This window comes from Streptomyces sp. SID12501 (genome assembly GCF_010550245.1).
Classification (GTDB): Bacteria; Actinomycetota; Actinomycetes; order Streptomycetales; family Streptomycetaceae; genus Streptomyces.
Genome location: NZ_JAAGLU010000007.1, coordinates 196,100 through 216,905, shown reverse-complemented (window position 1 = coordinate 216,905; position 20,806 = coordinate 196,100). Strand labels below are relative to the sequence as shown.

The 20,806-nt window shown below is 68.4% G+C and carries 14 protein-coding genes and 1 pseudogene; 4 read left to right on the top strand and 11 right to left on the bottom strand.

What is annotated here, in order from left to right; translation table 11 throughout:
• Positions 1 to 32: 32 nt before the first annotated feature.
• The 6 genes from G3I71_RS10430 to G3I71_RS10405 all read right to left on the bottom strand — a co-directional run bounded on the left by G3I71_RS10430 (position 33) and on the right by G3I71_RS10405 (position 6,735).
• Positions 33 to 749 carry a GAF and ANTAR domain-containing protein gene (locus G3I71_RS10430; RefSeq protein WP_164313677.1) on the bottom strand — a complete coding sequence of 239 codons (717 nt, stop codon included), beginning with the start codon at positions 747 to 749 and terminating at the stop codon, positions 33 to 35.
• A 198-nt stretch (positions 750 to 947) separates the two neighbouring features.
• Positions 948 to 1,316, bottom strand: coding sequence for an STAS domain-containing protein (locus G3I71_RS10425; RefSeq protein ID WP_164313676.1), 369 nt, complete (start codon positions 1,314 to 1,316; stop codon positions 948 to 950).
• A gap of 1,301 nt (positions 1,317 to 2,617) precedes the next feature.
• Entirely contained in the window at positions 2,618 to 3,640 is a 1,023-nt protein-coding gene (locus tag G3I71_RS10420) for a LacI family DNA-binding transcriptional regulator (RefSeq protein WP_164313675.1), read from the bottom strand.
• A 73-nt stretch (positions 3,641 to 3,713) separates the two neighbouring features.
• Positions 3,714 to 4,550 (bottom strand): ATP-binding cassette domain-containing protein, encoded by an 837-nt coding sequence (locus G3I71_RS10415; RefSeq protein WP_164313674.1) that lies wholly within the window; start codon positions 4,548 to 4,550, stop codon positions 3,714 to 3,716.
• Positions 4,547 to 5,542, bottom strand: a complete 996-nt coding sequence (locus G3I71_RS10410) for an ABC transporter permease (protein ID WP_164313673.1) — start codon at positions 5,540 to 5,542, stop codon at positions 4,547 to 4,549. The genes G3I71_RS10415 and G3I71_RS10410 overlap by 4 nt, the downstream gene beginning before the upstream one ends.
• Positions 5,543 to 5,718: 176 nt before the next feature.
• A complete protein-coding gene (locus tag G3I71_RS10405) occupies positions 5,719 to 6,735 on the bottom strand; it encodes a sugar ABC transporter substrate-binding protein (RefSeq protein ID WP_164313672.1) in 1,017 nt (338 codons plus the stop codon).
• Positions 6,736 to 7,002: 267 nt separating this feature from the next.
• Between G3I71_RS10405 and G3I71_RS10400 the strand changes: the two genes are divergently transcribed.
• The 4 genes from G3I71_RS10400 (at position 7,003) to G3I71_RS52670 (ending at position 11,457) form a co-directional block, all read left to right on the top strand.
• Positions 7,003 to 7,965, top strand: coding sequence for a carbohydrate kinase (locus tag G3I71_RS10400; RefSeq protein ID WP_164313671.1), 963 nt, complete (start codon positions 7,003 to 7,005; stop codon positions 7,963 to 7,965).
• Between the two features lie 234 nt (positions 7,966 to 8,199).
• On the top strand, positions 8,200 to 10,761 hold the full coding sequence (locus tag G3I71_RS10395) for a glycoside hydrolase family 32 protein (RefSeq protein WP_239149052.1): 2,562 nt from the start codon (positions 8,200 to 8,202) through the stop codon (positions 10,759 to 10,761).
• Positions 10,762 to 10,802: 41 nt separating this feature from the next.
• Complete coding sequence (locus G3I71_RS10390) at positions 10,803 to 11,096, top strand: antibiotic biosynthesis monooxygenase family protein (RefSeq protein WP_164313670.1); 294 nt, start codon at positions 10,803 to 10,805, stop codon at positions 11,094 to 11,096.
• Positions 11,097 to 11,124: 28 nt separating this feature from the next.
• Positions 11,125 to 11,457, top strand: coding sequence for a DUF397 domain-containing protein (locus G3I71_RS52670; RefSeq protein ID WP_343242903.1), 333 nt, complete (start codon positions 11,125 to 11,127; stop codon positions 11,455 to 11,457).
• A gap of 15 nt (positions 11,458 to 11,472) precedes the next feature.
• On the opposite strand, the gene G3I71_RS10380 is transcribed toward G3I71_RS52670, so the two are convergent.
• The 5 genes and pseudogenes from G3I71_RS10380 to G3I71_RS10365 all read right to left on the bottom strand — a co-directional run bounded on the left by G3I71_RS10380 (position 11,473) and on the right by G3I71_RS10365 (position 20,709).
• Positions 11,473 to 13,044, bottom strand: a complete 1,572-nt coding sequence (locus tag G3I71_RS10380) for a hypothetical protein (protein ID WP_164313669.1) — start codon at positions 13,042 to 13,044, stop codon at positions 11,473 to 11,475.
• A gap of 115 nt (positions 13,045 to 13,159) precedes the next feature.
• Positions 13,160 to 13,291, bottom strand: a pseudogene (locus G3I71_RS51010) (glycosyltransferase); the annotation flags it as partial.
• Positions 13,292 to 13,787: 496 nt separating this feature from the next.
• Positions 13,788 to 16,724, bottom strand: a complete 2,937-nt coding sequence (locus tag G3I71_RS10375) for a discoidin domain-containing protein (RefSeq protein ID WP_164313668.1) — start codon at positions 16,722 to 16,724, stop codon at positions 13,788 to 13,790.
• A gap of 92 nt (positions 16,725 to 16,816) precedes the next feature.
• Positions 16,817 to 18,289, bottom strand: coding sequence for a GH32 C-terminal domain-containing protein (locus tag G3I71_RS10370; protein ID WP_164313667.1), 1,473 nt, complete (start codon positions 18,287 to 18,289; stop codon positions 16,817 to 16,819).
• Between the two features lie 122 nt (positions 18,290 to 18,411).
• Positions 18,412 to 20,709, bottom strand: coding sequence for a glycoside hydrolase family 3 N-terminal domain-containing protein (locus G3I71_RS10365; RefSeq protein ID WP_164313768.1), 2,298 nt, complete (start codon positions 20,707 to 20,709; stop codon positions 18,412 to 18,414).
• Between the last annotated feature and the right edge of the window lie 97 nt (positions 20,710 to 20,806).

The following is a 20,806-nucleotide window of genomic DNA, read 5'->3' as shown; positions in this document are numbered from 1 at the left end:
CCTGGAGTAGCGGGTGCCCGCCGCAGCGTGGGTCAGACACTCAGACCGGCAAGGGATTCGGAGTCGTCGATGAAGGCGCGGGCCACGTCGGCCAGGCGCATGTTGTGGGAGCGGGCGTAACCGCGCAGCGCGCTGAACGCCTGCTCCATGTCGATGCCCTGGCGTTCGGCGAGTTTTCCCTTGGCCTGTTCGATCAGCACCCGGCTGGTCAGCGCCGTCTGCAGCTGTTCGTTGAGCATCGTGCTGCGGTGGGCGGTGCGGTGTTGCAGGAGGCTGATGGTGGCGACGTCGGCCATGGCCTGCGCGATGAGTGTGGCGGGCGGGTCGAAGGGGCCGGGGGCGGCGCGGAAGAGGTTCAGGGCGCCGACGGTGTTGTCCCGCAGACGCAGGGGCAGGGCCTGGACGGCCCCGAATCCACTGCGGTGGGCCGCCGTGACGAAGCGCGGCCAGCGGTGGGCCTCCCGGGTCAGGTCGTGGACGATCACGGGCGTGCCGGTGCGGTAGCACTCGAGGCAGGGGCCCTCGTCGTTCTGGAGCTGGAAGAGCTCCAGCAGTCGCACCTGTTCGTCGGAGGCCGCCATGACGTGGAGCTTGCCGTCCTGGTCGGCGAGCAGTACCCCGGCGGCGCTCGCGTCGAGCATGCCGACGCAGCGGTCGGTCAGCAGGCGCAGGAAGTCGATGAGGTCGAAGTCGGCGACCAGGTTGTCGGCCAGCTCGACGAAGGTCTTGGCCAGGAGTTGTTGATCCACGGTGGGCACTCTCGATGGAGGCTGGTCCCGGCCTGAACAGGCGCGGGAAGGACGGCGGCACTTTCGGTGGTCGGCGCCCAGGCTTCCGGTTGCCTCACAGGCGTCCTGGTCGTGGTCCGGCTCCGCGGCCGGGTGTCGAGCAACGCCGGAGTCGCGAGACCTCCGGCTTCCTCGACCGCGCCCGTCGGGCGCCCGCCGTCATCGCGCGTCGCCCGAGAGGACGGGTACCAGCCGGACGGAGCCGCGCGGCGGGACCGCCATGAGCGTCTCCGAGGTGCCGGTGATGTCGAGCATGCGGGCCAGCGTCGGCTGCGGATGATGCAGTCGCAGGGTCCCGCCGACGGCGGTGGTCTGCTGGGCGGCGAGGAGGAACGCGTTGAGTCCGCTGCAGTCGCAGAAGGTGACATGAGCGAGGTCGATGTCGATGGCGCGGATTCCGTTTCGCAGGCACTGTTCCAGGGACGCCTGCAGCAACGGCGCGGATTCGAGGTCGATCTCGCCGACCGGGGTGATCAGCGCTCGTGTCCTTCGGTCATGGCGGTGGACGGTGAGCTGGGGCTGGGGCATAACGCCTCGGTTCGGAGCCCCTCCGGCAGCGGGTGCGCTGGTGCCGGAGTACCGGCTTCCTGGGCGCGCTCCCGGCGGGGGTGTGTTTTCGGCGGAGGCAGAGCAACGGCCGGTCCGACAGCCTGAGCAGCAGGACAGAGGATCCACCCGGTTCCCTCCTGGGATGCGCCGGGTGACAGACGAAGAGTCCGCACCCCACAGACATCTGTGTTCAGGAAACAGCATGCCGCCGGGGTCTGGGACGTCTATACAGCAGCTTAGTCCCTGCGCCGCTCACTGGACAGACCGAAGTTGGCCGGGTCGGGGCGAACCCGGCGTGCGCCCGGGCACGACCGGGAGGTCCTCGGCATCCGTCAACGCGTGCGAACCGCCCATGCACGGCGAGCCGTTCACCCTGGCCGCACCCGTCTCACACAGCTCCTACGGTCTCATTCGGCCATGGGCGTCCGGAATCGCACGGTGTTGGTCCCGTCCAAGCCCGGTCTATGCTGCGGACAGGGTCCTCGCCCCGCTGCCGACCACGGTCGGCGACGGGTCGCCGGCCCGCATACGTAGGCCCCCAGCCCCCGGGTCGCAGTGCGAATGCGACCACTGTGAGCGGCTGGAGCCGCATCGCCGACTACGCGGCTCCAGCCCTTCGCCCTCCCCACCCCTGTTCGAGCCCGGGATGAACTCCCGCGCACCCCGGGAGGGGTGGTGAGGACGGTCAGTGCGAGGCGGCGATGTGAGGGGGAGTCCACGCCGTCCTCGCGCCTCTCGGCCGCCGCCGATGCCTGCCCGCATCGGCGGCGGCCGTCGACGACCAGGACACCGGCCCGCCGGTGCTTCCTGCCGCGGGCTGTCCCCAGAAGCTCCCCAACGGCCCGGCGCCGGACCCGATCGAACGGATGTCCCCTGCGCCATCGGACCGCCTGCCTCTCACTCCCCAGTGTGCTCCTGTTCGACCCGCTGAAGCGAACCCTGACGACAGCCGGCGAGAACTCCCCAAGTCCAGCTGATCGACGACGCCTTCACGAAAGCCGAGCCGGAAGGCAAGGACGCCCCGACTGCCCGCCTGACGGACCCGCCGGGAACACGAAACCTGACGGACCCGCCGGGAACACGGAAGAGGGCGGAGTCCGCAAACCCCGCCCACGACACCCACGAAGCCCCGGCTCAGGGCCGGACAAGGCAGTACGGCTGATGCCCCGCTTCATGCAGCCGATGGCTGAAGTCCTGCCACTCGTGCAGCGATTGGAAGAGGTGGTGGAGGGTGGAGGGGGCCGACCTGGGACTTCTTGCCGAGATGTGCGCCGAGCTGCCTACGGCTTGGGCGCGGGTTGCTCGCCCGAGCCGCGGACGATCAGGCGAGTGGGCACGGTGATGACGCGGGTCCGGGTGCGGTCGCCGTCGAGTCGGGTGAGGGCGGTGGTCGCGGCTGCCTTGCCGAGTTCTTCCGCGTCCTGGGCGACGGCGGTCAGGGCGGGTTCGAGTGCCTCGGCCAGCGGCACGTCGTCGAAGGCGACCACGGCGACCTCCTTGCGTTTGCTGCGGGCCAGTTCGGCGACGATGCCCAGCGCCATGATGTTGTTGCCGGCGAACAGCGCCGTGGGCGGATCGGACAGGCCGAGGAGTCGGGCGGTCGCGGCCTCGGCTCCTTGCTGGTCGTGGGCGTTGGTGATCAGCGAGCGGTCGTAGAGGATGTCGGCCTCCTGCAGCGCCGAGCGGTAGCCCGCCAGGCGCTCGCGACGCGTGTACAGCTTCACCGGCAGGTCACCGACGAAGCCGATGCGCCGGTGCCCGTGGGCGAGCAGGTGGGCGACGCCGTCGTGGGCGCCCGCGCGGTTGGAGCTCACGATGCTGTCCGTGGCGAGACCGACTCCGGGCCGGTCGAGGAAGATCACGGGCAGTCCCGCCGTACGGTGGGACTTGAGGTGGGAGTGGTCGGCGCCGACGGACGGCACGACGATCAGGATGCTGACCCGCCGGGCGAGGAACTTGTCGGTCAGCGCGCGCTCGCGGACGGGATCGTCCGCGGAGGAGCCCATGAGCAGGGTCAGGCCCCGGTCGCGGACCGTGTCCTCGATGCTTTGGGCCACGGCCCCGAAGAAGGGGTTCCCGAGGTCCGGGATGACCAGTCCGACCGTGGTGTCGGGTCCGCCGACGCGGATGTTGCGGGCCATGAGGTTCGGCTGGAAGCCGAGCTTGGCCACCGCGGCGAGTACCTGTTCCCTGGTCTGCGCGGAGGCGGGTCCGTCCTCGTTGAGGACTCGGGAGACGGTCTTGGCGCTGACACCCACTTCGTGGGCGACGTCGGCCAGGGTGGGGCGGCGGTTCGCTGCCATGGAGAAACCGTCCTGTGGGCTCTCGGTTCCGGCCGCGGCCTCGGCCGGAAACTGCGAGAGCTGGATCGTGCTGTCAGGTGGCCTGGACTCCGGCGGCCTTGGCCGCCTCGGAATCCGCTACGACAGTATCTCCGGCCGCATCGACGGTGAGAGCGCCGGTCATGATGGCGACGACCTCGGCCATGGAGTAGTCGGAGGGCTTGATCACGGCAGCGCGCCGGCCGAGGCGGTGGACGTGGATCCTGTCGGCGATCTCGAAGACGTGCGGCATGTTGTGGCTGATCAGGACGACCGGCATGCCCTTGTCCCGGACCCGGCGGATGAGGTCGAGGACCTGCCCCGACTCCTTGACGCCCAGGGCGGCGGTGGGTTCGTCCATGACCACGACGCTGCGGGCCCAGGCGACGGAACGGGCGACCGCGACGGCTTGCCGCTGTCCGCCGGAGAGCGTCTCCACCGACTGCGTCAGCGAGCGCAGGCCGATCTTCAGGTCGGCCATGTGCTCGGCGGCCTCCTGACGCATGCGCTTCTTGTCGAGCATGCGGAAGACACTGCCGAGGACGCCGGGGCGGCGGAGTTCGCGTCCGAGGAACATGTTCGAGGCGATGTCCATGGAGGCGGCCACGGCGAGGTCCTGATAGACCGTCTCGATGCCGTGGGCGCGAGCGCTCTGCGGGCCCGAGAAGGTGATGGGCTCGCCGTTGAGGCGTATCTCGCCCGCGTCCGGGGCCACCGCGCCGGTGAGGGCCTTGATGAGGCTGGTCTTGCCTGCGCCGTTGTCACCGATGACGGCGAGGACCTCGCCGGGGAGCAGGTCGAAGTCGGCGCCGTCGATGGCGGTGACCTGGCCGTACCGCTTGACCAGACCGCGGGCCTGCAGCACGGGAGTGGGGGAGGAGGTGGCGGTCATCGGGCCTTCTTCCGGGAGAGCTGGTCGACGGTCACCGCGAGGATCACCAGGACTCCGGTGATCAGGGTCTGGTAGATGGACGCGACGCCCATCAGCTGCAGGCCGTTGCGGAACACGCCGACGATGAGGACGCCGATGAAGGTGCCCAGGACCGAGCCGCGTCCCCCGAAGAGGCTGGTGCCGCCGAGGACCACGGCGGTGATGCTGTCGAGGTTGTCGGTCTGCCCGGCCTGCGGATCGCCGACTCCGGTGCGCGAGATGAGCAACAGGGCGGCGATGCCGTAGAGGAGACCCGCCACGGTGTAGATGCCGATGGTCAGGCGCGAGGTGCGGATGCCGTTCAGCCGGGCGGCCTCGGCGCTGTTGCCCAGGGCGTAGACGTGCCGGCCCCAGCCGGTGTTGCTCAGCGAGTAGGCGAGGAGGAGGAACAGGGCGATGGTGACCAGGGAGCCGTAGGTGATGTCGGTGTGGCCCAGCGGAAAGGTCTCGCCGAGGGCGGTCAGCGAGCCGGGCAGGTTGGTGACCGTCTGTTCCTCGGAGTAGATGTGGGTCAGCGCGAACGCCACGTTGAGCATGCCGAGGGTGACGATGAACGGCGGCAGCGGGATCTTCTGCACCAGCAGCCCGTTGACCAGCCCGAACCCGCCGCAGACGCCGATGCCCAGGGCGATGGCGACGAGCGGGGGCAGGGAGCCCTCGGCGGCCATCTTGGCGATCACGATGCTGCCGAACGCCATCACGGCGCCGCACGACAGGTCGATGCCCGCGGTCAGGATGATCAGGGTCTGCCCGATGGCGAGGGTGCCCACGACCATGACCTGCTGCACGATCAGCGAGAAGTTGCCGCCGGTCAGGAACTGCTCGGTCGAGAGGGAGAAGAAGGCGCAGGCCAGGAGGAGGGCGGCCAGAGGTCCGGTGGTCGGCGCCGTGAGCAGTCTGCGGGCCGTGGTCGGTGCTTTGAGCTCGGCGTACGGCGGGATCGTGGCTGTCATGCGGGGTCCTTGTCGGAAGACAGATGTCCTTGTCGGCGGGCGAGGGAACGGGGTGAACGGGGTGGTTCTGGTGAAGGCCGCCCCGCAGGGGCGCCTTCAAGGGGCGCGGGGAACTGCGCGACCAGCCCCCACCGGGCCCGCAGCAAACCACCGCGCCCACCCAGCGGAGCAACCACTCAGCCCCAGCAGTTCTCCAGGCCGTAGGCGGTGTCCTTCGACGTGACCCCGTCCTGCGCCTTGTCGCTGATCAGCGTGACGCCGGTGTCGGTGTAACCGGACGCCTTCTTGCTGTCCTTGGCGTACGTCACGACGGCCTTGACGCCCTCGGCGGCCATCTTCAGCGGGTACTGCTGTGAAGTCGCGGCGATCTTGCCGTCCTTGACGGCCTGGGTGCCGGTGCAGCCGCCGTCGACGGAGACGATCAGTACGTCCTTCTCCCGGCCCTTGGCCTTCAACGCGGTGTACGCGCCCAGCGCGGCCGGCTCGTTGATGGTGTAGACGACGTTGATGTCGGGTTCCTTCTGGAGGCAGTTCTCCATCGCCGTCTGGCCCTTGGCCTGGTCGCCGCCGGTGTCCTGGGCGCACACGACGTCCTTGTCGGTGGCGCCGAAGCCCTTCAGGAAACCCTCGTGCCGCTGAACGCCGACGGAGACGCCCGGCGCCAGGTCGAGCGCGGCAATCTTCGCCGTCTTGCCCGCCATCGCGGCCTTGGCGTACTCGCCGATCAGCTCACCGGCCTTGACGTTGTCGGTGGCGAAGAGGGCGTCGACCGCGCTCTCCGGGTCGGTCGGGGTGTCCAGGGCGATGACCAGAACGCCCTTGGCGCGGGCCTTCTCGATCGCGGGCACGATGGCCTTGGAATCGCTCGGGGTGATCAGGATGCCCTTGACCCCGGCGGCGACCATGTTCTCGATGGCGGTGACCTGTCCGGCGTTGTCCCCGTCGAACTTGCCTGCCGCGGTGGACAGTTGGGCGCCGTTCTCCTTGGCGGCCTTTTCCGCGCCCTCCTTCATCTTCACGAAGAACGGGTTGGTGTCGGTCTTGGTGATCAGACCGACCTTGACCTCGCCCGAGCCGGAACTCGACGAGCCCGATCCGGAGCCGGATCCGCAGGCCGTCAGGGTGAGGGCCGCGACGCCCGTGACCGCGGCGGCTCTGAGGAGGGAGGAGGACAGGCGAGTGGTGCGAGACATGATCGACTCCTGTGGGATAGCGAGCGGCACGGGGTTGGGATCAGAGCACGCCGCCCGGGGTGTCATCGTTGACTTATGTCATCGTTGACACTGCCTGGCGAGGATGATGGACTCCGCTTGCCGGAAACGTCAATGCCTTGCGCTCGTCACAAATCGGCAAACACCCGTGGCCGCCGTCCACCGTGGTTGCCCGGCAGCCGCTCCCGACGTGACCGACGTGACTGGTGTGACTGGTGTGCCCGTATGTCCGTCAGAGAAGAGCAGCCCATGAGCCCGCGTCAGATCACCGTCCTGGGGGAGTGCGTCGCGGACGCGTTCGCCGAACCCGCGAGCACCTCGAACGAACTCGCCCTACGTGTGCTGCCGGGCGGCGGACCTGCGAATACGGCGGTGTCCCTGGCCCGTCTCGGTACCCCGGCCCGCTTCCTCGCGCGGCTGTCCGGCGACGTGTTCGGCCGCCTGTTCCGAGCCCGTCTGGAGGCGTCGGGGGTGGACCTGACGGACGCCGTCCGGGCCGCGGAGCCCAGCACACTGGCCGTGGCGGAACTGGACGCCCAGGGACAGGCCGCGTTCTCCTTCCACGCCCAGAACACGGCCGACTGGCAGTGGACGGCCGAGGAACTGGCGCGGGTGGACCTGTCGGAATCCGGCTGCGTGCACACCGGATCCCTGGCCCTGGTCCGGGAGCCCGGTGCGACGGTGGTCGAGGACTTCCTGGCCGCTGCTGCCCCGCACGCGACCATCAGCATCGACCCGAACGTCCGGCCGCTGCTGGTGCACCCCGACGTGTACCGGGCTCGGCTCGCGCACTGGTGCACCCTCGCCGACGTACTGCGGCTCAGCGAGGACGACCTGGAACTCCTGCTGCCGGACACCCCGCCCGAGAAGGCGTGCGACATCTGGCACGCGGCCGGGGCGCGGCTCGTCGTGATCACGCGCGGCGCCGACGGCGCCCTGGCCTCGCTCGACGGCGAACGGGTCCAGGTGCCCGCCGTCCCGACGAGCGTCGCCGACACGGTCGGGGCAGGCGACTCCTTCACCGCCGGACTGCTGCACCACCTCGGCGCTCGTGGGCTCCTGGGTGGCCGGCTGACGGAACTCCGCCTGGACGACGTCGAGGAGGCCTGCCGCTTCGGTACCCGCGTCGCCGCCCTGACCTGCTCGGTCGCCGGTCCCAACCCGCCGTGGCAGAGGCAGCTGGCACAGTTCGCCCCTGCCGACCGCGCCTGACGGGCCGGCGGGCCGCTCAACAGGACATCACGGCCGCACCGTTGACGCGTCGGCCGGATTGCCCCCATCATCGGGCCACTCGATGTCATCGATGACACAGTCAACGATGACACTCCTTGCCCATGCCGTGGACGACTGCGTCGGCGTCGGCGTCGGCAAGGGGTGGCCTTTTCGGCCGGATCCGCGCCCGGCAACAGGCTTCGACGCGCGGACGGCCGCAGCACAGGAGATCCCATGAGCCCTGGACATGTATTCCGGCATGCCCGCATACGGATGATCGCGGCGGTGGCGACGGTCTGCGCCCTGTCCGCCGCCCCGCTCGCCCCCCAGGCCGTGGCCGCCGACACCCCGCCGTACTCCGAGACCTACCGGCCCCAGTTCCACTTCACGCCGGAGAAGAACTGGATGAACGACCCCAACGGACTCGTGTACTACGAGGGCGAGTACCACCTTTTCTACCAGTACAACCCGAACGGCAACTCGTGGGGCGACATGTCCTGGGGGCACACGGTCAGCGAGGACCTCGTGCACTGGACGGAACTTCCGCTCGCCCTCTCGCACGACGACAACGAGATGGTGTTCTCCGGCAGCGCGGTCGTCGACCGGGACAACACGACCGGCTTCGGCACGGAGCAGAACCCGGCGATGGTGGCGATCTACACCAGCTACAGCAAGGCCACGGGCATCCAGGCGCAGTCGCTCGCCTACAGCACCGACCGTGGTCGTACCTGGACGAAGTACCAGGGCAACCCGGTTCTCGACATCGGCTCCAGGGAATTCCGCGACCCGAAGGTCCAGTGGTACGCGCCGACGAAGAGCTGGCTGATGACGGTGTCGATGTCCGCCGAGCACAAGGTGCGGTTCTACTCCTCCAAGAACCTCAAGGACTGGAAGCTGCAGAGCGAGTTCGGGCCGGCGGGTGCGACGGGCGGTGTGTGGGAGTGCCCGGACCTGTTCCCCCTCGCGGTCGACGGGGACCAGGAGAAGGTCAAGTGGGTCCTGGTCGTCAACATCAACCCCGGTGGTATCGCGGGCGGTTCGGCCGCCCAGTACTTCGTCGGCGACTTCGGCGGCGAGAAGTTCACGGCCGACGACAAAGGCACGTACACCCCACCCACCGGCACGGTGGTGCAGGACTTCGAGGGCACCGACTTCGGTTCGTGGACGACCACGGGCACCGCGTTCGGCACGGCTCCGGCAGCCGGGGCGGTGGACGGTCAGGGCACGGTCGACGGCTTCGACGGCACGGGCCTCGCCAACAGCTTCCACGCGGGTGACGGCAGCACCGGCACCCTGACCTCGCCCTCCTTCACCGTCGACAGCAACTACCTGAACTTCAAGGTCGGGGGCGGTCGGCACCCGCACGTGGACGGCACCGTCATGGAGCAGGGCCCGCCGCCCGAGGGCACGGTCCTCGCCGACTTCGAGGGCGGCACCTACGGCGACTGGACGACGACCGGGGACGCCTTCGGCGCCGCGCCGGCCACCGGCACCCTCCCCAACCAGCAGGAGGTCTCCGGCTTCCTGGGCAGCGGCCTGGTCAACAGTTACCTGAACGGCGACTCCACCACCGGCACCCTCACCTCGCCCGAGTTCACCATCGACAAGGACTACGTCAACTTCCTTGTGGGCGGCGGCAACCACCCCGCAGGCTCCGACAACCCCACCGCCGTCGAACTTCTCGTCGACGGTCAGGTGGTCCGCAGCACCACCGGACAGGACGGCGAGGCACTCGACTGGGCCTCGTGGGACGTCAAGAACCTCGCCGGCAAGAAGGCGCAGATCAAGGTCGTCGACGACAACACCGGCGGCTGGGGCCACCTCAACGTCGACCACATCATGCTGTCCGACACCCAGGCCCAGCCCGTCTCCCAGGAGACGTCCGTCAACCTGGTCGTCGACGGCAAGGTCGTCCGCAGCGCCACCGGCGCCAACAGCGAGACCCTGGACTGGGCCTCCTTCGACATGCGCCCCTACGCGGGCAAGCAGGCCCAGATCCGACTCGTCGACATGAACACCGCCGGCTGGGGCCACCTCCTCGCCGACCGGTTCAGCACCGCCGACACGGCCGCGAAGTCCGTCGTCCAGCGCGCGGACTGGGCCGACTACGGCAAGGACTACTACGCGGCCGTGTCCTGGGAGGACGCGCCGGACGGCAAGCGGTACATGGTCGGCTGGATGAACAACTGGGACTACAGCGGCGTCATCCCCACGTCCCCCTGGCGGGGCGCGCAGAGCATTCCCAGAGAGATGGCCCTGGGTACGGTCGACGGCCGGATCCGGCTGACCAGCCGGCCCGTGAACAGCGTGACGTCCCTGCGGCAGGAGCCCCCGGCGACCGCGGCCGGTGTCACCGTCACGAACACCTCTCAGCCCCTGACCGACCCCACGGCCCAGGGCAGGGCCCTGGACATCGAGGCGACGTTCTCCCTCCAGGACGCCGACCGCTTCGGCCTGAAGGTGCGCACCGGCGCCGACGGCGAGGAGACCGTCATCGGCTACGACACCACGACCGAGGAGCTGTACGTCGACCGCACCCACTCCGGCGCCGTCGACTTCAACAGCACGTTCCCCGGAGTCCAGACCGCACCGCTGAAGGCCAGGAACGGCAAGGTCGAACTGCGGATCCTCGTCGACTGGTCCTCCGTCGAGGTCTTCGGCGGCAGCGGCGAAGCCGTGATCACCGACCAGATCTTCCCCGACCTCGCAAGCCAGGAAGTGCAGGTGTTCGCCGAGAACGGCTCGGTGAAGCTGGACAAGGCCGTGGTCTGGCACCTCGACTCCGCCCACAAGTGACGTCCACAACCGATCCCCGCAACCGACAAGGACGCGAAACCGTGAAGAAGACCCTGCTCGCCGAGTTCACCGCCCGCGAGGGAGCTGAGGACGAGGTCGCCCGCCTGATCGGCGACTACGCCCTGAAGGTGCGCGAGGAAGAAGGCAACCTTGCCTTCGACGTGTACACCAAGTCAGCCGCCCCGCGCGCCTTCTGGATCTTCGAGGTGTACCGGGACGAGGACGCCTTCCAGGCGCACCTGAAGGCACCGTACGGCGGCCCTCTCAACGCGGCGCTCGTCCCGCTGATCGAGGAAGACGCCTCGGTGCTGACCTTCCTCGATCCGGTGACCTGACCTGACCTGACCGATCTCGCCCGATCCGGTGGCTGACGTCGGCCGGGCCCGTACCGAGGGCCCGGTACCGGCGCATCGTCATGCCGTCGCCGTCCGGTCCGGTGATTGCCGCGGTGGCCTGGGCGCCGAGCCTGACCGGCCCGCAGGCACTCGCCCCTCGAACCTTGATGGGGGCATTGATGCAGACAAGGATCCCAAAGCCGACATCAGCGCCTCGTCACTGATCGCGGCGAGGTACGCATCGGCCACGGCCCCCGCCGCCCTTCACGTCCGCGACTCCAAGAACGCCGAGGGCCCCCGGCCGGCGCTGAGCCGTGCGGCCTGGGTGCCGTTCGTATCCGCCCTGTCGACACCCCGGTAGCCGGCCCGCTCCAGGTCACCCCGAGGCCAGCTGCTCCGCTATCTCCGCGATCCAACCGGAGGTCTTCGCCGGGTCGTTGAGGGTCTCGGCCCACGCGTCCGGCTCCAGCTTGTGCTTGGCGGGGCCGGATTTGAGGGCGATGAGCAGGGACCTGGCGGACTCCCGCATCTCGGCCGTGGTGTTCCCGGAGATGTCGGGGCCCGCCGCCAGGGCGTAGATCTCGCGCGCCATGGCCTGGCGTTCGCCCTTCGACACCTTCTTCCAGAACTTCATCGCGTGCTTCAGCGACTCCGTGCGGGAGGCGGCCTCCGCCGGGGTCTCGCCCTGCGGCGCCCAGCGCTCGGGGTGGTGGACCTCTTCGTAGCGCTTCGTGGCGGCGCGGAGCGCCTTGTACATGGTGACGCCGAGGACGAGACCGGCCCCGGCCCCGGCGAGGCCCCATCCGACCGGGTTGCTCGCCAGCCCGACTGTTCCCGCGGCGACCGCCGTCACGACGCCGGCTGCGGCCTTGACGGACTCGCCCCCGCCGCCGGCCGTCTCCTTGCCGATCTTGGTGAGCTGCTTCTTCTTCGCGTACTGCTGCACCTTGCTCAGCTTTTCCACGTCGTTCTCGGCGTGCTGGAGGTTCTCGGCGGCGTCACGGGCCTCACCCATCGCCTCCCAGGCGGCGTCGATGGCCTCGGAAACGAGCTCCAGCCGTCCCGGGCCCTCATCCTTCCAGTAGGTGTCCAGCGCGACGTAAGCCTCCGCCGCGGCCCAGCCGGCCTGCTCCTGCGACTCGTTCAGCCGTGCCAGCGACCCCGCCTGGACGAGGTGGGGATCTCCCAGCTTTTTGACCTGCTTGTACTTGTTGGCTGCTCCCCCGATGCGGAAGGCGGACCGCATGCCCTTGATCGCGCCGATGGAAGCGCCGGCGATACCGCTCGCCTCGGATGCCACCGCGGCGTCCGCCGCCTTCTGGATCTTGGTCACCTCCTTGGCGATGGCGGCGCTGTAGCTTCCAGAACTGGCGGCGCCGACGACCGTGTCGGCCCCCTTGGTCTTGGCCTTCTTCTTCGCCGTGTGGTGGTCGGCCCCGGTCTCGTGCTTCTTGGCGTTGTTCATGTTCTTGTACGCGTCCATGCCACTGACCACGGTGCCGGCGGCCTCCGTGAGGAGGTTGCCCGACGCTGCGGAGGTTCCCGAGGCGGCGGCGGAGTGCTTGAGGCCCTCGTTGGCTGCGACGGCGGCCTGCTGGGTGAAGGCCGCGTTGGTGGGGGTCTGGAAGCCCTTGACGAAGGTGTCGATGGGTTCGAGATTCTTCTTGAACCTGTCGAGGAGCGCGGCGATCCGGTCGCGATAGTTCTTCTTCTTCGCTCCGGGGGACGCGTCGCCGTTCGCCGCCGCATTCCCTCTCTCGGTGTCCCTGACGCGCTGCACCGCCGCGGTCGTGGCCCGGTTGCCGGCGCGGGACTGCATCTCCAGGAGGGCGCGCTCCGGCGAGCGTGCGGACGTACTCCAGGTCCGGCTCCCTCCCTCACGGTGCCGGGCCGACGTCGGGACGGCTGCGGACTGCCGTGTCGAGGTGCGGTGGATCGGCGTGCTCATGGATGTACCTCTCCTGTACCGGACCGGGCGAGGCGAAGGTAGCCAGACCTGGCCAACAGGAGGGGTACGGCGGAGAAATTCCCCACGGACGCTGTGGGGCGCACCAAACGCCGGCGATGCCCCAGGGAATCGTCGTGAGCTTCCTGCGATCGGTGGTGGGGACGAGCTGGAGGAGGTGATCGGCCATGGCGCCGGTGGGGACGACGACGGCATCGGCGAGTCGCGCGGTTTCCTGCAGGACTCGGAGGAGGCGGAAGACGACGGCGACCCGCCCGTGGCCCAGGGCACATCGGTGCCCCGCCGGAACCCATGTGCCCTCAAGTGCCCTGGCCGCCTGACGACCCCTCCCGGGACATGAAAAAGGCGAGGTCCGAAGACCTCGCCCGTCACCAGTGAAACCCCGGATCAGGGCCACACCAGGCAATAAGGCTGATGCCCCGCCTCATGCAGCCGGTGACTGAAGTCCTGCCACTCGTGCAGCGAATGGGAGCGGCGTCGGGCTGACCTGGGGTTTCGCAGGGAAATGTGCGCTGACTTGGGAAAACACCGCTCCATAGTTCTCACGGTTCAGCGCCGTTTCCCACGCTCATGTGCCCTGGATGTGCCCTCGGCGGGGGCCGGGGGCACCCGGAAGTGCCTCGTCCACGGGAACAAGGACATCAACACTCCCTGTTCCCGCCGACAAGAGGCACTTCCTCTACGCCGGGGGCAAGGCCAACGGTCGCCCTACATGAAAGCCGGGCTCAGTTGTAGACGTTGAATTCTGCGACTGACCACCAGCTACGCGCAACATTGCCGGTGTTGACGATTTTGATGTAGCGAGCTGTCTGCGTCGGGAAGGAGACCAAGTGGACTCGTTGGCCGTCCGCTGCGGAAGAAACCTTGGTCCAGTCGGTTCCATCCGTGGACACGTATACGTCTGCGCTCCGCGCATAGTCGCTGACACTGCCGCCGACATCGAGCACGATCTTGTCGAAGGTCTGCGTCTGCCCCATGTCCACTTGGATCCAGAGGCCGTCGTACTGCCCTGTTCCGGAGCTGTACCGAGTGTCGGAATTGCCATCGAGCATGTTTCCGGGCGCATCCCACTGACTTGCGTCCGAAGCCTTTGCGGTCCAGCTCGTCCGGGGCAGCGCAGGACCTAGATCGATGACGTCGAACGAAGATCCACCTGCATCCACTCCGCTGGTTCCCTTCACGGAAACCGTGACCTTCCCCGCTGGAAGCCCCTTCGGAACGTAGGCGCTGATGCTCGTGTCCGACCAGGTGTCTATTTCGGCATAGCTCGATCCGAAATACACCGTGCCCAGCCCCTGTGCATCGCCGAAACCAGAGCCGCGAATCGTGAACTTGGAGCGCGGCATGCCTTGGCCCGGCTTCAGATCGCTGAAGGTCGGCGATGGGAAGCTTGACAGCTTCTTGGTGGTGAACATCGCCGAGGTGCCGCCCGGCAGCGTATAGGTGTACGACCCGTCGGTGGATATCTTGTAGCTCTTGCTGTCGGTGGTCCCGTTGAATACTGCGGTGACCTGCTCCCCTTCCTTGCTGGTCCAGTTCTTCAGCTGGAGGCCGCTCGATACCGCTGCCGGAGCTGTGATCGAGCCGGTTCCACGCGCAGACCCGTACACCTCGATGTCGCCGATGGACCACCAGAAGCCGGAGGTCGCAGTACTGACGATGCGAATGTGCTGTGCCGTTCGGGTCGGCAAGGTGACGGCGATCTTGCCAATGCCTCCGCTGCCGCTCGCAATCGCGCTGCCCCAATCGGCGCCGTCGTTCGAAACGTAGATCTGATACTTGGTGACGTAGTCGAACGAGTTGTTCACGCCGGTGTCGATGACGATTTTATTGAAGCTCGTAGGGCTCCCCAGATCGATCTGGAACCAGTCGCCGCTCGTGGGCCCGTGCCCGAGATTCCACCGCGTGTCGATGTCGCCGTCGATCGCGTTCGCGGCCACACCCCAATCCGCCTGCGCCGAAGCCGTGGCAGTCCACTTGCTGCGGCTCAGCGCCCTTCCTGACGTCTGGACGGAAGCTCCGATCGGAAGGGAGTACGTGACCAGCTTGTTTCCGGTGCGGATGGAGTTCTGGTAGGGCAGCAGTGCCGGGTCGTACGTGACGGTGACCGGGCCGGATGCCGACGTGAAGGTGAAGTCGTGTGTCGGGTCCGAGACCTTGGTCGCTGCGGGGGCGCGGCCGCTCTGCGCGGGCCCGGAGTACGTGAAGGTGACGGCGTCGCCGGCGTTCAGGGTGTAGTCGAACGAGTGTGTCCCGTCCGCGACGCTGAAGGTTTTCGCCGCGCTTCCCGTGTTGTGCGCGATCAGGACCTTCGATCCGTCCGGGTTCTGGAACGCGACGTTTTCTATGCTGCCTTCCCCGAAGGTGTTCGAGTAGATCCGGCGTGCTCCGGGCTTCACGAACTTGCTGGCGTGAGCGAGGGCGTGGTAATCCACGTTGTAGGTCACCCGTCCGTCGGCCGGGTCGATCGTGAGCAAGCCCCGCAGCATGGGTATACCGGCGGTGTCACTGTTGAGCGGGCCCCGATCGGGGTCGAGTGCGATGTTCCACAGCATCACCCCGTTCGCCCAGTTGCGTGTGCCGTTGATGATCCACGTACCCAGTGCTTCGCTGAACGCCGTCTGGTCGCTGTCCTGCCAAACGCCTCCGGTGGCTTCTGTGATGAAGGTTTCCTTGCTCGGGTAGTCGTTGTGGACCACCGACTGGTACTTCGGGTTGCCGCTGTAGATGTGCCATCCGGTTCCCGCGGTGTACTTGGAGGCTGCGGGGTCGCTGAAGATCGTCTCCGGATACGAGGGCACGTCCCAGTTGTGGTCCCAGGCCAGGATCTTCGTGGAGATTCCGTTGGCTTCGAACGCCTTGCCGATCTCCTGGATCAACTCGGCTTCCTGGTACGCGGACAGGAACATTCCGGGCCAGGTGGGCGTGCCCATGGGTTCGTTCTGCGGGGAAATATAGGAGATGGGCACGCCGGCTTCGCCACAGGCTTGGATGAACTTGACGAAGTAGTCGGCGAGCGCGGAGGTGTACTCGCTCTTGAGGGTGCCTCCGATCATGGAGTCGGAGGTCTTCATCCAGCCTGGCGGGCTCCACGGGTTGGCCATGATCTTGATGGACGGGTTGAGTGAGAGGGCCTGCCGCAAGGCCGGAATGATGTACGGCACGTCGTGCTGGATGGAGAAGTCGGACAGCGTCGGGTCCGATTGGCCGGCGGGCATGTCGTTGTAGGAGTAGTTCCCGGACGCGTTGAAATCCGTGGCACCCATCGGAGAGCGGAGCAGGCTGAGGCCGATTCCCTTCGAGGGATCGAACAGCTTCTTCATCAGCTTGGTCCGCTCGGCAGTGGACAGCTTGTCGATGAGCCAGGCGGAGGAGTCGGTCATGGCCGCGCCGAAGCCTTGGACCTTTTGGTACTTGACGCTGTCGTCGATCTTGATCGTGAGCGGGTTGGCCGTGCTCTTCGCCTTGAACAGCACATCGTCCTGGCCGGCGACCCACTTGTCGGCCGATACGTCCGTCAGCCACACACGGACGGAATTGCCACGTGCGGCCTGCTTCAGTTGCGGGGCGGCGATGGCGTTCCCGGAAACCGAGGTCCAGGCGGCGGCGACACCAACAGCGGTGGCCAGGAACTGGCGTCGTCCGAGACCGTATGAGCTCATGGAAGATCCTCCTTCGGACCTGCTTGGTCAGTACTTAGGAGAGGGGGTGGGACACATTGCCGAGGTGGGGGATCGACCGGTTGGAGTCGGTTCTACGGCGACATCGGCGCAGGCTCTGCGGTGCCGGCGCTCGGCTCCTTGATCACGAGCGGGTGCAGCTCCCACGCGTCGACCGCGAAGCCGAGGCGCGTACCCGGTGCGCTGCGGGCCTCAAGTCGCCACGGGCCTTGCCCTGTGGGGTAGCAGCGCAGGGTGAGGACCTGGCCGGTGGTGATCAGGAAGACTTCGGCGATGGAGTGGTCGACGACCACGCGCAGCTCGACCGGCTGACCAGAGGGGCAGGGCATCCGGTACGAGCCGCCGCGGGCCCGGCCGTCCAGTGAGGCGTGGTCGCGGTCGACGACCAGTTCGCCCGCATCGGTATCGACGCGGATGTCGAGGTACTCGGAGCCGTCAGGGGTGGTGAGCAGCCGCAGACCGGCGTTTCCGGTCGGCTCCAGACGGGCCGTCAGGTCGAAAGCGCGGCCCACGCTGCCGAGGTCCACCGGCTGCGGGCCGTCGGTCACGCCCTCCGCGTGGACAGCGTGCTCGCCGCGCAGGGCGAGCAGTTCGGTGGCGGGCTGCTGGCGCAGCGTGCCGTCGTCGTCGACATGGATCTCGCGGGGCAGGGTGAGGACGCCGGCCCATCCGTCCGCGACGGCCCAGGCTTCGTCGCGGGCTTCCCATGACCAGCCCCACAGCAGCCACCGGTCGCCCGGTGCCCGCAGCAGGGCGGGCGCGTAGCAGTCGGGGCCGTGGTCGGCGGGTACCGCTGGGCCGGCCTCGAAGTGGCCGTCATGCTCTTCGCCGATCAGGGCTGCGACGCGCATCGGGCCGGTGGGTTCGGTCCAGGTGCTGAAGATGAGGGCGCCGGGTCCGTCGGCTGCCGGGAGGTATTGGGGGCATTCCCAGCCATCGCCGGTGAGCTCCTCGGTGCCGCCGACGGGCTCCGGACGGCGGGCTGCGAAGGGCCCCCGGTAGGTCCAGTTCTCCAGGTCGGGCGAGTCGTACAGGAGGGCTGCGGCGCGGCCGTCCGCGAGGGCGGCGCCGACCAGCATCCGCCAGCCGTCGCCGTCCTGCCAGACGTACGGGTCGCGGTACATGGTGCAGCCCTCGGGCAGCTCGGGGATGAGCAGTTCGCCCCGCGGGCCGAAGCTTGTGCCGTCGTCGTGGGAGACGGCGCAGGTGACGGGCTGGTGCTGGAACGAGCGGTCCTCGCGGTGCGCGGAGTAGAAGGCGACCAGCCGGTCGCCGTCGGAGACGGCGTTGCCGGAGAAGCAGCCGTCGGCGTCCACGCCACCGGGGGTCGGGGACAGGGCGATCGGCAGCGGCTCCCAGGTCAGCAGGTCGGGGCTGCGGAAGTGGCCCCAGTGCATGTTCGCGTGGGTCGCGCCGTACGGGTTGTACTGGTAGCACACGTGGTAGTGGCCGTCGTGGAAGACCAGCCCGTTGGGGTCGTTGATCCAGTTGCGGGGCGGCCGCAGGTGCGCCACGGGGCGGTGCGGATCGCGGGGTGTGGTGGACACACGCGTGCCTTTCGGTGTTTCAGATGGAACCCGCCCCGCCGGCCCTCGATTTGGCGGGGCGGCAGGCCGGCGGGGCGGGGGTCTTCGAGCCCGTATACGGGCTACAGGTCCGGATACGGGGTTCAGGTCCCGATGCGGAATCCCGCGCTCAGCTGCTGCTCCCGCCGTGAGCTGGGGCCGACGCGGAGCATGAACTCACCCGGTTCGACCACTCGGCGGTTGTCCGCGGTGACGAGTGAGCAGTGAGTGGCCGGGATGTTGATGGTGGCGTCCAGGCTTTCGCCGGGAGGGATCTCGACCTGGGTGAAACCCTTCAGCTCCTGCTCGGCCCAGGTGACGCTGGTGGTCAGGTCGCTGACGTATGCCTGGACCGTTTCCAGGGCCGGACGGCTGCCGCTGTTGGTGAGGCGCACCGTGGCGTCGACGGTGCCGTCGGCAGGGACGTCCGGGTCGTGCACGACGAGGTCGGAGTAGGTCACGGTGGTGTAGGTGAGGCCCTCGCCGAACGCGAACAGGGGGTCTTGGGTGAGGTCCGCGTAGCGGTTGCCGTGCTGGCCTCGCACCTGGTTGTAGAAGACCGGTTGCTGTCCGACGTGGCGTGCGAAGGACAGCGGGAGCCGGCCGCTGGGTTCGATGAGTCCGAGGAGGAGTTCGGCGATGGCGCGGCCACCGCGCATGCCCGGGTTGAACGCCTCGATGAGGGCTGCCGCGTTCAGTGCCGACTCTGGGAGCGTGCTCGGCTTGGACTGGGCGAGTACGACGATCATGGGTGTGCCGGTGGCGGCGACCGCGTCCAGCAAGGCGATCTGGCCTCCTTGGAGGTCGAGCGTGGCCGTGGAGCGCACCTCGCCGGTGAGGGCGATGGTGTCTCCCACGACCACGACGGCGTAGTCGGCGGCCTCTGCCGCAGAGGTGGCCTCCCGAAGTTGTGCCTGGTCGACCGGGGCGGGGGCGAAAACGGGCGGCAGTGGCTGGCCGTCGGGCCCGGTGGACCACTCGGGGGCATGGGTGGGGCTTGCTATGTCGGCTCCGCGGGCGTGCGTGACGGTCCAGTCGGCGGGTGCGAAGGCGCGTAGGCCGTCGAGCACCGTCTCCACCGTCTCGCGTGGATGTCCGTCGGGCATCCACGGGACCTGGCCGGTGGCGCCTGCCCAGTCGCCGAGCATGGCTTGCGGGCTGTCGGCGTTGGGGCCGATGACCGCGATCGTCCGCGGTGTGCCCTGGCTCCCGGCGCGGCCGGTTCCGTCCGAGGTCAGCCCGCCTTCGAGGGGCAGGATCCCCGCGTTGCGCAGCAGCACCAGGGAGCGCCGGGCGGTCTCCAGGTTGAGGTCGACGTGTGCGCGGCAGCCGATCACCTGCGCCTGCCGCTCGGGGTCGGGGGCGCGGGGGTCCTCGAAGAGCCCGAGCTCGAACTTCAGCCGCAGGACCCGCCGTACCGCGTCATCGGTCTGTTTCTCGTCGACCAGGCCGCGGGCGACCGCCTCCTGCGCGCCCTCGAAGAACTGCGGCGTGGCCATGATGAGGTCGTTCCCGGAGTTGACGGCGACCGCCGCCGCCTCGGCGTAGTCGGCGCAGGTCCGCTGGTCGTAGACCATCCGGCCGACGTTGTCCCAGTCGGTCACCAGCGTCCCGGTGAAGCCCCACTCGCCCTTGAGCACATCGTTGATCAGCCACTGATTCGCAGTGATGGGCACGCCGTCGATCGACTGGTAGCCGAGCATGACGCCGCGGCAGCCGGCCCGAACGGCTTGCTCGAACGGGGGCAGGAACCATGAGCGCAGCTTGCGTGGGCTGAGATCGGCTTCGCTCGCGTCGCGCCCGCCCAGGGTTTCGGAGTAGCCCGCGAAGTGCTTGGCGTATGCCAGCACGGCTGTCGGGTCGCTGAGGCCCTCACCCTGGTAGCCGCGCACCATTGCCGCGCCGAGTTCGCCGATCAGGAAGGGGTCCTCGCCGAACGTCTCGTTGATCCGACCCCAGCGCAGGTCACGGGTGATGCACAGCACCGGGGAGAACGTCCCGTGGATGCCGGTCGTCGCGATTTCGGTCGCGGACGCACGGGCCACCCGGTGGAGCAGAGCGGGGTCCCAGGTGCAGGCCATGGCCAGCTGTGTCGGGAAGATGGTCGCGCCGGGCCAGAACGAGTGACCGTGGATGGCGTCGTCGGCTGTCAGCAGCGGAATGCCCAGCCGTGTCCGCTGGGCCATTTCCATGGCCTCGGGCATCCGTTCGGGAGTCACATGCAGAACGGACCCGGCCAGCTTGGTCGACACGATGTCCACCAGGTCCCCGTGTTGGGCGTCGAGCATCAGCAACTGCCCGACCTTCTCCGGCAGGGTCATCCGGGACAGCAAGTCGTCGATTCTCGCTTCCACGACCGCTTCCGGATCCAGGTACAAGGCAGAGTGGACCGGCTGTCCCACGGTGTTCTCCAAGAGATGAGTCGTCACAGATCAGAGAGTTGATGGGCGACGCGAGTGCCTCGTCGCGCGCACGCTGCCGCCCTGCGCGGCGGGGCTC